The sequence below is a fragment of the Bacillus sp. FG16 genome (assembly GCF_057809515.1).
In genome coordinates this window covers 1-15003 of sequence record NZ_JBMDKC010000071.1, presented here as the reverse complement: position 1 = coordinate 15003, position 15003 = coordinate 1, and the positions used below count along the sequence as shown (strand labels likewise).

The 15003-nt window shown below is 33.7% G+C and carries 19 protein-coding genes; 12 read left to right on the top strand and 7 right to left on the bottom strand.

Annotated elements, in window-relative coordinates:
- Positions 1 to 2: 2 nt before the first annotated feature.
- Complete coding sequence (locus tag ACODS7_RS22210; RefSeq protein ID WP_000156990.1) at positions 3 to 188, bottom strand: hypothetical protein; 186 nt, start codon at positions 186 to 188, stop codon at positions 3 to 5.
- A 1-nt stretch (position 189) separates the two neighbouring features.
- Positions 190 to 486, bottom strand: a complete 297-nt coding sequence (locus ACODS7_RS22205) for a hypothetical protein (RefSeq protein ID WP_243168503.1) — start codon at positions 484 to 486, stop codon at positions 190 to 192.
- A 556-nt stretch (positions 487 to 1042) separates the two neighbouring features.
- On the opposite strand from ACODS7_RS22205, the gene ACODS7_RS22200 reads away from it, so the two are divergent.
- Together ACODS7_RS22200 and ACODS7_RS22195 are read left to right on the top strand one after the other, a co-directional pair.
- Positions 1043 to 2107 (top strand): response regulator aspartate phosphatase, encoded by a 1065-nt coding sequence (locus tag ACODS7_RS22200; protein ID WP_208742818.1) that lies wholly within the window; start codon positions 1043 to 1045, stop codon positions 2105 to 2107.
- 19 nt (positions 2108 to 2126) lie between these two features.
- Complete coding sequence (locus ACODS7_RS22195) at positions 2127 to 2258, top strand: hypothetical protein (RefSeq protein ID WP_277998040.1); 132 nt, start codon at positions 2127 to 2129, stop codon at positions 2256 to 2258.
- 399 nt (positions 2259 to 2657) lie between these two features.
- Here the strand turns inward: ACODS7_RS22195 and ACODS7_RS22190 are convergent, their stop codons facing one another.
- From ACODS7_RS22190 to ACODS7_RS22170, 5 genes are all read right to left on the bottom strand, one after another.
- Positions 2658 to 3023 (bottom strand): hypothetical protein, encoded by a 366-nt coding sequence (locus tag ACODS7_RS22190; RefSeq protein ID WP_134208117.1) that lies wholly within the window; start codon positions 3021 to 3023, stop codon positions 2658 to 2660.
- Complete coding sequence (locus ACODS7_RS22185) at positions 3020 to 4003, bottom strand: ParM/StbA family protein (RefSeq protein WP_243168504.1); 984 nt, start codon at positions 4001 to 4003, stop codon at positions 3020 to 3022. Before ACODS7_RS22185 ends, ACODS7_RS22190 begins: the two co-directional genes overlap by 4 nt.
- Positions 4004 to 4159: 156 nt before the next feature.
- Positions 4160 to 4690, bottom strand: coding sequence for a DUF3967 domain-containing protein (locus ACODS7_RS22180; RefSeq protein ID WP_134208113.1), 531 nt, complete (start codon positions 4688 to 4690; stop codon positions 4160 to 4162).
- Between the two features lie 880 nt (positions 4691 to 5570).
- Complete coding sequence (locus ACODS7_RS22175) at positions 5571 to 6722, bottom strand: hypothetical protein (RefSeq protein ID WP_423752605.1); 1152 nt, start codon at positions 6720 to 6722, stop codon at positions 5571 to 5573.
- A gap of 401 nt (positions 6723 to 7123) precedes the next feature.
- Positions 7124 to 7630 carry a helix-turn-helix domain-containing protein gene (locus tag ACODS7_RS22170; protein ID WP_134208717.1) on the bottom strand — a complete coding sequence of 169 codons (507 nt, stop codon included), beginning with the start codon at positions 7628 to 7630 and terminating at the stop codon, positions 7124 to 7126.
- Between the two features lie 176 nt (positions 7631 to 7806).
- On the opposite strand from ACODS7_RS22170, the gene ACODS7_RS22165 reads away from it, so the two are divergent.
- The 10 genes from ACODS7_RS22165 (at position 7807) to ACODS7_RS22120 (ending at position 14859) form a co-directional block, all read left to right on the top strand.
- Positions 7807 to 8007, top strand: a complete 201-nt coding sequence (locus tag ACODS7_RS22165) for a helix-turn-helix domain-containing protein (RefSeq protein WP_134208719.1) — start codon at positions 7807 to 7809, stop codon at positions 8005 to 8007.
- 123 nt (positions 8008 to 8130) lie between these two features.
- Entirely contained in the window at positions 8131 to 8562 is a 432-nt protein-coding gene (locus ACODS7_RS22160; RefSeq protein WP_208742816.1) for a hypothetical protein, read from the top strand.
- Positions 8563 to 8584: 22 nt separating this feature from the next.
- Positions 8585 to 9367 carry a hypothetical protein gene (locus ACODS7_RS22155; protein ID WP_208742815.1) on the top strand — a complete coding sequence of 261 codons (783 nt, stop codon included), beginning with the start codon at positions 8585 to 8587 and terminating at the stop codon, positions 9365 to 9367.
- Between the two features lie 131 nt (positions 9368 to 9498).
- Positions 9499 to 9900: a hypothetical protein gene (locus ACODS7_RS22150; protein WP_243168505.1), complete on the top strand. Its 402-nt coding sequence runs from the start codon at positions 9499 to 9501 to the stop codon at positions 9898 to 9900.
- Positions 9897 to 10061: a hypothetical protein gene (locus ACODS7_RS22145; protein WP_208742813.1), complete on the top strand. Its 165-nt coding sequence runs from the start codon at positions 9897 to 9899 to the stop codon at positions 10059 to 10061. Before ACODS7_RS22150 ends, ACODS7_RS22145 begins: the two co-directional genes overlap by 4 nt.
- A gap of 154 nt (positions 10062 to 10215) precedes the next feature.
- Positions 10216 to 10869: a hypothetical protein gene (locus ACODS7_RS22140; protein WP_445079682.1), complete on the top strand. Its 654-nt coding sequence runs from the start codon at positions 10216 to 10218 to the stop codon at positions 10867 to 10869.
- Positions 10870 to 10882: 13 nt separating this feature from the next.
- Entirely contained in the window at positions 10883 to 11758 is an 876-nt protein-coding gene (locus ACODS7_RS22135) for a VirB6/TrbL-like conjugal transfer protein, CD1112 family (protein ID WP_078186791.1), read from the top strand.
- Positions 11759 to 12109, top strand: a complete 351-nt coding sequence (locus tag ACODS7_RS22130; protein WP_078186792.1) for a hypothetical protein — start codon at positions 11759 to 11761, stop codon at positions 12107 to 12109. It begins immediately after the preceding gene.
- A complete protein-coding gene (locus ACODS7_RS22125) occupies positions 12102 to 12503 on the top strand; it encodes a PrgI family protein (protein ID WP_078186793.1) in 402 nt (133 codons plus the stop codon). The genes ACODS7_RS22130 and ACODS7_RS22125 overlap by 8 nt, the downstream gene beginning before the upstream one ends.
- Positions 12445 to 14859 carry a VirB4-like conjugal transfer ATPase, CD1110 family gene (locus tag ACODS7_RS22120; protein WP_243168506.1) on the top strand — a complete coding sequence of 805 codons (2415 nt, stop codon included), beginning with the start codon at positions 12445 to 12447 and terminating at the stop codon, positions 14857 to 14859. Before ACODS7_RS22125 ends, ACODS7_RS22120 begins: the two co-directional genes overlap by 59 nt.
- Positions 14860 to 15003: the final 144 nt, after the last annotated feature.

Below are 15003 nucleotides of genomic sequence, written 5' to 3'. Positions count from 1 at the left end.
TACTAGCGTAGAAATACATCGAGCATATCACGTAGCACATACCAGACCGTGCCAATCAACAAGCATTTAAGACCCGCACGTAGCATCCAGTCAGGAAGGTGAAGCCCTTTTCTTTTTAATAACTTAATTCCTATGATCGTTGCTCCTGTCACGCCATATACAATACCTAATTCTCCAACAATGGTCATATTATCTCCATCCTTTCGGCTGAATAGATAAATTACCTTGGGAATCCTTAAATAACTGATAATCTTCTAATAACTCATTCCAAGATACAGGATGTTCATCATCATATAAATCTCCTTCAATTTTTTGACTTAAATAATAATAACCTCGGTACTGTCGGTCCAGATACACGTCATGACGTAGCATGTACTCCTGTATCGCTGTTATATCCTCTTCTTTTCTTGTACTTTTGTACATTTGTTGCAATGTACGAGAAGAATAGAGATACGGTGTGCTGTACAACATTTGATATTGGCTCATAAATCCTCACCATCCATATATAAAGTTCTAGGTTCTTTAGATATATATGATGAAATAGAGGAAAACTAAAGTTGTACACGAAAAATCCACGTTTTTTGATAAATCTTGGATATGCATATTTACATATTTTCTTTTCTCAACATTTGTTATAATAATGATAGAAAATTCAAATATTTCTTCCGAAACAACCATCCTACTATACATACTAATCTATATGTTGTAAACTACTTTTTCAGTTTCCTTTACCAAACGATGTTCGGATTTTTCCACACTGCTTTTGGGCCTCAATGTATACGGGGAATATTGCAGTCAAGTCCTCAACAAAAAAATATTTTCTAGGGATGTTGAGAAAGTTAGTTTCCCCATTCAAAAACGACGTTTTTTTTGTTATCATCAAATATACGAATCTTAAATAAAAATTCAGAATGTTTAATATATTGATTTCATCAATATATTAAACACATCAATACAATGTCTACTATAATTTCCCACTGTAATAATTATAGTAATTGTTACAAAACAATCCGTAATATTATTAATGTAAGGGGAGGACTATATGCACGTTCAAGTGAAAGAACAAGAACAACTAACTAACCTACTAAATGAATGGTACCTAAAAATTCGTGAAAGAAATCTTGATCAATCAGCAGATTTAAAAGACTTAATCGATTCAAAAATTTTTGAATTTAAACAGACTCCACATTTAATGTTACATTACTACCTTTTAGAATTCCGTTACAATTATTTAATTGATAACTTAAGTATATCTGTAAGTAGTTTTGATAAAATTAACGAATTTCATCTACCTCAAAATGATTTAATAATTTATTACTACTACTTCTTTAAAGGTATTTTTTATAATGCAATTTGCGATTATATCTCCGCAAAAGAGTGCTATGCTAAAGCTGAAACATTATTAAGACATTTTGATGAACTAGAAGAGGCTGAATTCCTTTATATGCTAGGCTATAATCTATATGATACCTTTAATGGATTATTAGCTTTTCAAAAATTCTCCAAGGCAATGGATATCTATACTAAATATAAAAATACCGAAGTTAATCAATCTTTCTGTCATAATTTTTTTGGTTTAATTTATACAGATATGCGAGAGTTTGATTTAGCTAATAAGCATTTCAATTTAGCTTTAGATTTCTTTACTTCTTTACACCTAGAACCATTAGTGTTTATGGTTAAACAAAATTTGGCTTTAATGTATGTAAATACGGAATGTCCTGAGTTAGCAATTCAGTACCTATCCGATATTAATAATAGTATTCTCAATAATTATAAAGCATTATTTATTGAGGCTAGCTCACATATTCAATTACTTGATAAAAATACAGCGTGTGAGCGTATCGAACGTGGATTAAGTATTTGTACTAATTTAGGAATAGAAGAGTATTTACATCACTTTCATATATTACAAGCAATAAATTCAGATGTTTTAACATCCGAGCTAGAAACTATTATTTTAACTTCGATAGAATATTTTGAAAAGCAACAATTATTCAAGTATATTAAAGAGTATCAGGAAATATTAGCACACAAGTATTATAATGACGGGAATTTTATTAAATCCTGTGAATATTTTCGTTTACTAGGAAATAAACAAAATTAACTATTAAGGAGAGGATTTTATGAAAAAGTTTCAGCAAAAAACTATAGGAATTATAATTGTAGGTAGCTTAGTACTAGGAATACACCCCTCTGCCTACACTGTTGTTCAAAAATTTGTCAGCCTTTACGCACATGGAAATGGAGGAGGTTAACCTTCCAACAGTCCTGGTGCAAAAATACTGGATTTGTTAGTTTTGCTGCTGTTTTAACTATTGGAAGTTTTACAGAATTTTATACATCTCAAGCCTATTGTAGAACGCCTACACTGGCATACGAATACGATGATATTGGTCATCGAAGACATATTTAATTACCTCAAAAAGAGAGTGCAGTGAGCACCCTCTTTTTATCATAACCATAGTAATTTAGAGATACTGTAAATTATAGCAGGAAGAAATAACATAAGTGTTAATTTTCCATAGTACCAAATACGGTCTGATTTACATTCCTCAATACCAAACCACCTATTTAATCCCTGGTACTTTTTCACAAAGAAAGACCGCATTGTCCGAACAGCTGGAAAGATCGTTCTTTTTTATATTCATTTGTAATTACTGATTAAAATCAAATTCACCATCACCAAGCAAATCAGCAACACTATCATCAACATCATCTGAGACTTTTTCTTTTTCTGCTAAATCATTTTTAATAGCTTTGATATCACTTTTATGAAGTCCACGATTTTCCTCCCGAGGTAATCGCCTACTTTCACTACCATCAATATAGTGTAGTAGGACATCCATAGGTTCAAAGGTTCCACAACGTTCTGATAGAATTTGATATACCTTTAAACATTCTTTAAGCTTATCAGTTGTATATCCTCGTTTACCTTTTCCAATTTCATCGAAATGTTCTATTAATGCGCTTACTTGAACATCTACTTCCGAATTATAATAGACTTGTAATCTTTCTTTCACTTCTTACTCATCGCCTTTCCATACTCATGGTATCCACGTGCGTTTGCAGTTTGTCCATCTTCAACTACTAAGAAGTTCGCTTCTACACGTTCTCCAAAATAATCGTGATATAAGTGTACAATTCCACCTGTAAATACAACTTTGTCATATGACCTTAAATCAAATTTGTTATCTTGTAAGAATGTAAAAATGCTATTGAAGTGCTTTTTAAGAATCTTTTGTATTTCGGATTTAGCTCTAACATTAATTCGGCTACCGCTCACTAATAAACCATCTAATAAGATGTTTTGAATGTTCGAGATAGTAAGTTCTTTCAGAGAACCATATTCTTCAACTAACGTGTTGTAAATATTAATGTAAGCTTCTTTTGCCCCCTCGTTGTTACCAGCGCGTTTAACAATCGTTTTACCTTTTAATTCAGTTACATCCAATGTTCCATGGCCACAATCTATAATTAAAGTTAAATCTTTATTTGGAGTAACAGCTTTTTTAGCAACTAAGTGTAAGTAGGTACCGATTGGTTGTGGAATAATAGACACGTTTTTAATGTCTATAATAATATCTTTATCATTAACTTTAACAACTGTACGTCCTTTTAATAACTCCTCTACAATTTTCCCTTTAGTTTTAAAATGTTGCACTGGAAGTCCAGTTACTAAACGTTCGATTGTTACATCTTGTTTAAAGTCTTTTGCTAAAAACCCGAAAAACATCTTCTTAAATTCAGGAGTCTCATAACGATCCATGTCATGCTCTCCAAGAGCAGATATCGGTTTTAACCCTAATATTCCAACATTGTCACCAGTGAAATAAGCTGATCCTTCACTTAATTGAAGGATTGTAATATCTACATCATCACTGAAATAATTCTCCACATCAGCAATTACAGAAGGCTCTATAATACACTCACCATTAACAATTCTCTTTGTGTATCCATTTCCCAAGTCAATTGAATAAGTTGTGATTTCCAATAAATTCATTTTAATCTCCCCTTGAGTTATATTAGAGTTAAATTTAAGTTTAAACTGATTTTACTACCAAAAACATCATTAGTCAATTATTTTTTAAACTCAAATAAAACACTAAAAAAATCTCAAACAAACATCAAATTATGTTTTAAATAAAAAAGAGACTCTTCACCAGAATCTCCACCAAGGTTTCTTATTAGTTGCTGCTGTTTCTAATAAAACACGCTTTTCTTCCTGCATTTTACGTATAGCACTCATAAGCTGTTGATCTCGTCTTTCTAATCTCTCATCAATGCAGCGTTGTTGCTCATCCATTTTCATGGCCAGCTTTTTTAGCATTTCATTTTGTTGCTGAATCATTTCTTTTAATTCATTATATTGCTTGTTATATTGTTCATTTTTCGTTATAACATTTGTATCAACCTCTGATGTATTTTTCTCTTTAACCCATGTCATAATTGCGTTGCAAGCCTGTTTTAACGTCATATCAGGGTGTGATTTAATTTCAATCAACTTCCGTAGTGTTATAACATCGTTATCCATAAAACCACGATGCCCATGATCATTCTTGTGAAAATGATATCCTTGATCTTCTAGCATGATACAGTACTTACGCAAAGTAGATTCTTGGATTTTTAGCATCGTTGCTACGTCTTTGCTGACATATATAGATTGAGAACTGTCTGTTTCATCTATCATAGCACAATCACCTCATGTTATAACATTCGTTATAGTGGAGGTGATACCCTTGTTTGCACCAAAAAACAACATGGATTACTAAAAGTGAGCCTTTATTAAAATAAATATAGTATGTGAAATTTTAAATCATCCAGTACATGTTTCTCCAAGGTAAAAAAAGCGAATAGACTATAGATATCCAGAAAGTTCTATGTATGTAGTTTGGGTTTCTTTTTTGTATAGATATTAAAGAGAGTTTTATATTTGATATAACCAGTGTCTTTTTTGAAAACAGCTTGATAATTAAAGCGAACTTTCAGTGTAACAAATGTGAAGCATTGTACCGACGTTTAATGATTTTTTAAATTTTTATGAAGGTATTTGATTAGTCCAGATTCTTTAAAAATTAGAATTGTATGAAAGGATTGTGGTTTATTGATTGTTTACTTACTTATGTATGTATAAATTCATTTACTAAGTATTACTTTCAATTATGATATAAATTTTCAATAAAAATATAAAAGATACAAATACTATATAGATGAAATAAAACTTATAAAATCGCTTATCGCTCTAAGGATGAAAGAGTTGTCTGAAAATTTGAATCGAAATACTCACTTTTCCATAAATTATTGAACCAAGTATTCAGTTTTCTACAAGTTTATATATAAAGTATTCAGGTTAACACAAGTTAATAAATAAGTTAGTCACTATTCCACAAGTTTTATACCGTAATATAAGGGATAGAAACAAAAAAACGGTTGAGAAAAGGCACTTTTTACCGTTTTTTTGAGCATGTAAAAGTCATAGGCATGTTGTAAGAACGTTATTTTGTCATGACAAAAAGCCTTGTCTACTTCCATTTTTTGAACAAGGCTAAAGATATATTTTATTTTTTATGTTATGTAAGTCGGAATGCATCGGGTATATCGATATCATGGGAACAAAGTTCGAGTACAAGTGCATGACGCGTATCATCGTCTAAATATCGTTCCGCCCATGGAATAAACGATTCACGCAGTTTTGCTCGTATCATGCCACCAAGTGATTTTATTTTTTCTCCAAGTGCTAAGAAACTTTCACATTGATCCATTGCATAACTCATGGTATACGTCATAAAATCATCACGAAGTTGTTTGTTTTTAATATATGTAGCGATTCGTGATACTTCTCCTTTATAAGAAACAACAATGTCTTTACGATCTTTAGTAGTTAATACTATGCCAATGGATTCAAGACGGGCTGTTGCTTCTTTACGCATTTTAGCTTCTGTTTGTCTAATTTCAGCTCGATCATTTTCAATCACGCATGCAGAATTGATGTTAACTGTAAATTGAGTGATAACAATTTGTTGGATTTTTTCACGTATGCGTGCTATCCGCCCTTTACGTGGGTTTCTAACCTTTTTTGCAGCAGCATCAAATTTAAAGATTGGTGAAATAATCTCTAGGTAGTTACGAACTTTTTTTGCATTTCGCCCTAAACGTTTCTTTAAGCCGTCCATGTTGCGAGGTAACGTGTATTTTTCAATGGAATCTTTACTCTTAAATTCAAGTTCACGAGTGAAATTATTACATAGATTTAAAAGTTCAATGATACCTTTGCTGTCACGATGGGAAACTAACTCTTTTAAAATAGAAGTCTCTAACAATAAGTTAGGGATTCGAAAATATGAAAGTTTTCCATCATTATCTTTTGTTTCTTTTGCTGTACGATTTAATCTTGCATAATTGCAAATTTCATAAACTGGAATTTTTCCGTTAATAAAAATTTCTCTAACAAGTCCAGAATGAAGTAAAGCTTGGAAACCTGTATGAATAGTTGTATAGGGGATATCGGATTCGTTCGCGATAATAGATAGTTTAAAATCGCGAGGAAGTCGCCCTAAATCATTTACCTTATAGTGAAGTAAAATGTAAGTGGCTAATGCTGATGAAGGCAAAGCATATTCTCCAAGCTCGTTATTTTTGATTAAATATATACGAAGCTCATCAAAAAACTTAGGCCCATGCATGAGGAATTTGGATGGTGTATTGCTTTTTCTAAATTGCATATTTGTTTGGAATGAATTTGTACCAATATAAACTTCATTTGCAGTTACATGCTCTGTATTTTTTAACAAAGAAAAAACCTCCTGTTTTTCCCACCATAAATATCTAAAAAAAGTGAAAAAGTAGAGGTTTGTATTCCCATTACATATATTAAGTGCTATAATAACAGCATATTAATAGGAATTCCCCCTACTATTCTGGTTATTTTAATTGGTTCAGCGGCCAAACTGATATGCCAATTAAAATAAGATTGGTAGGGTTTTCTTTTTTATTAGATAAAATATATATCTGTATTTTGATTTTATAACTATTAAGATAGAATATCAATCTAATAATCAGTATTTTTTACTTTTATAAATAATTACTAGATCGATATTCTATCTTCAGTATGAACTAAAGACCCCTAATTTTTATTAGGGGTCTTTAGTTCATACTGAAGATAGTTAGTAAAATGGGTGAAATCTTCGTGCAATTGGTTATATTTATAATCGAAGAACGCTAGGTATTCCGTTAATTCTTTTTCTAAACGATTTTTTTTGTATGGGGGAGCCAGTAAAATTTTTTGATGAATATTTTTTACTTGTAAATATATATCTTGTTTTTTCTCGTGTTTATTGGTTATTAGATAAAGATTAACATCGTGTACTTTATCTTGATGATGTTTAATTTGTTCACTTGAAGGTTTAGGGATATCACTATTCCCAATTAAAAAATCAGCACTAACATTAAAAATTTGTGCAATTGCTGCAAGAATGTGATAAGGAGGTTCAGACCCCTTTTTTTCCCAATTAGCAACGGAAGCAGAGCTAAAAGTAGAATTGACAGCATTACTAATTAAATCGCCTAACTCCTTCATTGTCCAACCTTCATTTTGGCGTAATTCACGTAATCTTTGACCGAATATATTCATTATATTGCTCCTTTCCTATTGAATTTAAAAGTAATTAAGTAAATTAGATGGTGTAAGTTCCTCTTCTCGATAAATATTTTTTACTCATTAATCGTAAAAAAGAGTAAAAAATACTTGTTATCACTTTATAAGTGATATATACTTGTGGTATATCATTTGAGGAGGTGTACTGAAATATGTTATTACAGGAACGGCAAGCAAAAGGTTTTTCATTAATCCAATTAGGTCGAAAAATTAATATTAAACCTCAAGTGCTTCATGCGATTGAAAAAGGAAAAACCAGTGTTAATTCTGAACGGGCACATGTAATAGCTAAATTTTTTAATAAACCTATAGATTATTTTTTTGTTGGCACGTATTACAGAGTTCGTGAATAATTCAATTTAATCAATGGATTTGAATTTTAAATGAATTGTTATATTAATTTTTATTATAGTAAAAAATACTCGGAATTTCCAACTAAAGTCCAACCAATTATAGGAAGGGTGAAGTGTAGTGTAGTGGTGAAATATCGATTAGGGTATGACTATGTATTCATACCAAACGAGCCAATTGTGACTAAAGGAGAAGACGTGAGCTCTATGAGTGTCCATGTTTTGTTTCAAGTATTTGATGAAAACGGACAGGAGCGATTGTTTGAAGGAAAGGAATTGACAGACCAACGTCTTTTCTTAAAAAATGGGGAATCTTGTTATCTGACAGATATAGTCAGGTGCTCATTTGACAAAGAAATGATTCTATCATTTGAACGAAATCAGCGCTTATTAGAAGACAGTGGTTACACGGTAAACTGGAGAATTGATGCGTATTTTAAGGATATAGGAATCGTTTATGCCAAAGGACAGGAAATTTCAAAAGAAGAATGGATGGATATGATGGTGCACTACCGAGAAAGTGCTAGATCAGTAAGGAAAATACATGATTTTCAATAACAAATAGAAAGTAGGGAGAAAAATGCAGCGAAGTGAAATTTCTGAATATAGTCAGGCAATGGCAATTGCGAGAACCTTTGTTAAATCAGGAGAACAGGAAGGGTTTTGGATAGAATCCGCTATCGAATTATTGGCAGGCTGTATGATGTATATGCAAAAAAAGAGTGGAGAACTCTTGTACGTGGATGTAAAACAAACTGTAGATTTTCTACAAATGGCAAAGGAACAAGAGGAATATATAACAGAATGTATGAAGTCAATGGAGGAGAATCACCCATCTTATCACATATTTAGGATACTGGCCTCTGCAGGATATAAAATAAGGAATGGGATAATCGACACACTAACAGCAATGCTCCTTGAACATGGTATGCACCATAAAAACACTGAATTTTCAGATAGAGATAATATTCTGATTAGTGGTGGAGCGGGTAAAGGGAAAACGTTGGTCATGAAACAGTTCATATCCCATCAGAACCGAATAAGTAACAAAGTGACGATTCTGGATCGCGATGGAGAATATCGAGCGTATGGGGAGAAGGTAGGCGCTGTAGAAGTCATTTGTCTTTCTTCACAAGATTCCGCAGTACTGGGTGCGAAAGAACGAGAAACCTGTTTACACTCAGATGTAGTATGTATAGACGAAGGAAATAGATGGTATGCTCAGAACCCCGAAGAATTTATGGAGCTGCTAGAGGAGCTTCAGGCATGCGGTATTAAAATCATTGCGAGTTTTATAGAAGTGCCTAAAGCAGTGATGGAAATATTTGATTTCCATATAGACTTAGATGAATCTGCTTGTTAATAATACTTTATATTTCTGTTTAACGATATAAAAAAATAAAACAATGAAAGGGGTATTTAAACATGTTTTTGACACCAAGTATAGAGGGGATGTACATCAATCCGTTGACTTTACCTAAGGTGGGAGCGGAAATGAAGAAAAATAGATTAATCCTTGGGAAACCGGGGAGAGGTAAAAAGTTCAATTTAATGAAAGAGTTAAACCGATATGCAGAAAACTTGGTCGTTTCTAGTAAGGCATATCAGGCTGTGGAACAGACGAGTGTTTGGAAAGACACGGTGGTAGATTTTTTAGCAAGTACGATACTGTATCTGCGTATGTTTCCGAAAGAAAAGGGATTTTTAGCTGATTTGCAAATGTTCTTCACACAAATGGAAAAGAACCCCTATATACGCTCTCATATTATGGATGTATTACATGAGAGTCATCCATTTTACCGAGTTATGAAGCGGTTTGATGGGCAGATTCCTGAGGAAGCGATGCATCTTACGCTACAAATTCTTGATGAACATGTACAAGGGCAGAAAATATGAAAACGAGAGCTAGGGGACAACAGAAGTATATAGAGTTGATGTATGACCTTGTTACGCAACGAGGAGAGGTATATATGATAGACCCCAAGGGAACATTCGAAGAAGAATGGAAAAGGTTGCAAGAAATACTTGCACAAAAGAAGAAACCGAATCTATCGTAATTACGCTAAGGAGTCTATGGTGAAAGAAAAGGGATGTTATATGAACCTGTTGTTTGTGAAGATTTATCGTGAGCTTGCGAGCAGGAAATGTTTGCAAACAACGGGTGTAGCAACTGTAGCGTAGCGCAAGGCGGTAGGAAGGTGCATGCTTTCGGTGGATACGGTAACAAATAAAGAGGAGGGGATGAAACTGCGGTTAACAAAAACAGCAGTATGCATACTCGTATCAGTTTCTCTGTTAGGGGCTTGTAGTGGACCAAAGGACAATCGTGTCACAGAACAGACATCAATAAAAAGTGTTAAAAAAAATGACGCAGTGCACTTGCCAGTGCCTATCTTGGAAGATAACAACTATAATATTGAGGGGAAAATCGTTACCTTTACACGGAGTATTACGCATGTTGAACTGAAAGATTTTGATGAGTCATCAGAGTTAGAATTACGGGAGAAGTATAACGATTATATAAGCAAAAATAATATAAAGCTCAAAAAAGATTATAAACAGCTCATCATTCATATGAAACATGAAATCAGTGAAAAAGCTAGACACGATCTATTTAAAGGGTATGTATTAAATACAGGTTCGGGACTTGTTATCGGTGAAGATGAAGTAGCGAGTGAGAATGAATTTGTAGATTACCAGCAAAGATATATGACTGCCAATTATAGAGCGAAATCGACTTTTGAACCCACAGGAAAGGTAGCACTAGCGATTCCAAATCAATATGCGAAGAACAAAAGCTTACAACTCAAGGTTGTTCAAAAACTAAATAAAACAAACAAACTTGTTTATATCGATGTGAATTAAACGAGGTGGACGAATGTTAGACGATATTATAAAAGGTATCACAGATTTGCTTTTTAAGATGTTTAGAGATAGTACCGAAAGTTTCCTTACTATGACTGCGGAATTGTTTCAAAAAAGTGTGGATACTGTTCAAACAAATGTGTCAGAAACACCAACAGAATTTTCACAAACCATTGTTGAGAATCTTAGAGTGATATCAGATACCGCCATCTTGCCCGTTGCAGGGCTGATTTTAACCTATGTGTTTTGTTATGAACTCTATCAATTGGTAGTGGAAAAAAATCGTGGTGGAGATTTTGAGACGGGACAATTACTGTTTTTAATTATAAAAACCAGTGGAATGATCTTATTATTAAGTAATGCGTTTGACATCACACTAGCGGTATTCGACCTTGGGAAATGGATAACCGATAAAGTGCCCGCTTCCACCTTGCAGATACCCGCTTCTATCGCGAAAAATCTTGTGGATTCTATGGAAGAAGGAGCGGTAGGGACAGCGATATCGATGTGGATTGTGACTGCGATTGTTTTAATTGTAACATTTCTTATGAGTGGTATTATCTATTTGGTAGCATGGAGTCGTATGGTTACCATTCTGCTTTACATTTCAGTTGCGCCCATTCCGTTTGCAACGTTTTTGAATCGAGAATGGATTGGGAATATTGGGCAGACATATGTGAAACATTTATTAGCGCTTATGCTACAGGGCTATTTCATGTTGGTTTGTTTAATCGTATATGCTGGATTACTCGAGAAAGCAAGTGGTTTAATAGCGACAGAAGGAACGGGATTATTCGGATTGGTGTTGATGGTCATTTCGATGGGGATTTTAGTCTTGTCGCTCACGAAGACGCATACACTTGCTAAATCTGTAGTGGGGGTGATGTAGATGAAGCGATGGGCTAGGAAACATAAAAAAGTATTGATTACGTTTGGTGTTATTTCACTCGTAACTTGGATTGGAACAGCGATTGAGTTACATTTACTGGCAACACACACCTATGACCTATACGAATATACCACAAATCATGTTGTATCAGATGAATTAAAGATGGTGAGTTTACTCGGTGTAGTGATAATAGTGCTTCTTGCGATTTGGACATTTTTCTTACTGTTTATTTTCTTAAAAATCATGTTCCCTAATAAAAAATCATGGCAAGGAGCTCTATGTATGGAGGAATTCAGATTTTTGAAAGAGATGCCGGGTGCACTAAGGAAGGGGCTAGATAAGAATGAATAACAATTTCGTTGTATCTATTCCCAAAGAGTTAAAGCATATCAAGTCAAAATTGTTTTTCGGTTTAACCAAAAGACAACTAATCGGATTTTCTATCACGTTAGCAGTTGGGTTACCGGTATTTTTTATCTTGAAAAAAGTGAGTGTGGATGTTGCTTTATTTGGTCTTTTCCTTACAGCAAGTCCAGTCCTTTTCGCTACCATTTTTACCAAAGATGGTATGCCAGCTGAAACGTGGCTGAAGTTGTATGTAGAATATACATTTCTGAACCCACGGAAAAGAACTTTTCAAGTATCGAAACGGAACGCTATAGTAGCAAAAGAAAGGAATATGTTGAATGAAAAGCGCAAGATTAGAACGTCAAAACCTGTTTCAAATGTTGCAAAAACTCGTTGATTCGAAGCGACCCAAAAGAAAAACGACACAAGAAACATTACATTACAACAAGATGTACCCGAATGGGATTTGTTATGTTGGAAAGAACGTATATAACAGAATGATTCGTTTTTCGGACATATCGTATCAATTATCACCAGATGAAATCAAACAAAGGATTTTCGCCGAATATAGTACCTTGCTGAATTCTTTCGACGATACAATTAAAGTTCAATTTTGCTTTATGAATTATCGTATGTGTGCAGAACAGAATGAGGAAGTACTTGCCTATAGTAAAAGTAGGAGTAAAATTGAAGATTTTGAGGTCATGCAAGAAGAATACTTTTCTTATTTGGAGGAACAAAGGCAGAAAGGAAATAATGGGATTGTCCGAAATAAATATTTAGTTTTTTCTATTACAGATGTTTCTTATAAGAATGCCGTTAGACGCTTAGCAAGTATCGAAGAGAATATTAGAGATCATTTTAAACCGTTAGGGGTAGGGTTGGAAAATCTAAACGGGATGGAGCGGTTATCGATCATAAATTATTTGCTGAATCATAGTTCGGAATATTATAAAGATTTAGAAATCGTTCCGAAAGAGCAATTACGTAGTGGAACAACAAAAGATTGGATTGCACCCAAGCGCATAGATTTTGAATCCCGCACAGATGAATTTACAGTCAACAACAAACATGCAGCCGCATTACATTTAAACATCGAGGCAACAGAATTGTCGGACCGAGTGTTAGCGGACTTTTTAGAATTAGACCTTGAAATGCTTGTGAGTATGCATATTCGTAACTTAAGACAACAACAAGCTGTCAAAATGGTGAAATCGAAAGCATCTGATTTAGACAGTATTAAAATTGAGGAACAAAAAAAGGCGCTACGTAGCGGGTATGACATGGACATTCTGCCGACGGATTTAAATATGCACGTGGAAGAAAGCAGAAAAATCTTAAAAGATTTACAGAGGGAAAATGAAAAATATTTCTATGTAACATTTACGATGATCGTGTTTGAAAACACACGTAAAAAATTAGAGAATGCCATTTACAAATTACATGCGGTGGCTCAAAAACAAAATTGTACATTGAAAAAATTGAAATTACAGCAAGAGAAAGCATTTATTAGTGCGTTACCACTGGGAGAAAACATGAATGAAACAGAATTAGAGCGTGGATTGACAACATCATCTACGGCTATATTCGTGCCCTTTACAACACTAGAGCTATATCAAGAAGCGCAAGAACCCGTATATTATGGCTTAAATGCCCTAAGTAATAACTTGATTCAAGTGAGCAGAAAAGCCATGAAAAATCCGAATGGATTGGTGCTAGGTACACCTGGCGCTGGGAAATCCTTTGCTTCTAAACGAGAAATGATAGATACTTTTTTGAGAACGACAGATGACATTTTAATTTGTGATCCAGAGGAAGAATACACCCCATTTGTGCAGAGGCTAGGGGGAGAGATTGTTAAGGTATCTGTTGGTTCAGAGGATTTTATTAATCCATTAGACATTTCATTAGACTATGCAGAAGGAGCGAATCCCATTTCATTTAAGACGGAGTTCATTCTTACTTTGATGGAAGTTGTGGCAGGGGGGAAAGCGGGTCTAACCGCAAAACAAAAAACACTGGTAGATAAATGTGTTCGCTTGATTTATCGTTCCTATCTTGAAAATCCAATACCTGAAAATATACCGATTTTGGAAGATTTATATAAGGCTTTAGTAGCCACTAAAAAAACAGAAGGAGAAGAGCTGGCAGACGCATTAGAATTATATGTCTATGGTTCATTGAATGTTTTTAATCAGCGGACAAAAATTAATGTGAATAACCGTTTGATTTGTTTCAATATTAAAGAATTGGGCTCTAATTTACGGGAATTAGGTATGTTAGTGCTGCAAGATCATGTTTGGAACAAAGTAACGAAGAACCGGAATGAAAATAAAAAGACTTGGTATTACATGGATGAGTTTCATAAATTATTAGCGGAAGAACAAACGGCAAAATATAGTGTAGAGTTTTGGAAAAGATTTAGAAAATGGGGCGGTATACCAACGGGTATGACGCAAAACGTGAAAGATTTATTATCTAGTCCAGCGATTGAAACAATCCTTGATAATACAGAATTTGTTTATTTATTAAATCAAGCAACAAGTGATCGAATCATTTTACAAAGTAAATTGGGTATTAGTGATTACCAAGCGAAGTATATTACGAACTCGAAAGAAGGAGAAGGGCTCATTTATTATTCTGGCTTTATTTTACCCTTTAAGGATGAATTTCCTAAAAATAATTCTTTATATCCAGTTATGACAACAAAGCCGGAGGAGATTAAACGTTTCAGAATGGAAGCAAACGGTTGATGAAAGGGGCTGCTGAAACTTGATTAGGAAAAAAATATCTGATCAAACAAATAGCAACTTTCGACAGCAAGAAAGTGCGGTACATGTAGTATATAAGTTCCGTTTAATGTTTTAACATCGATAAAAGTGTCTATACTGCTTATT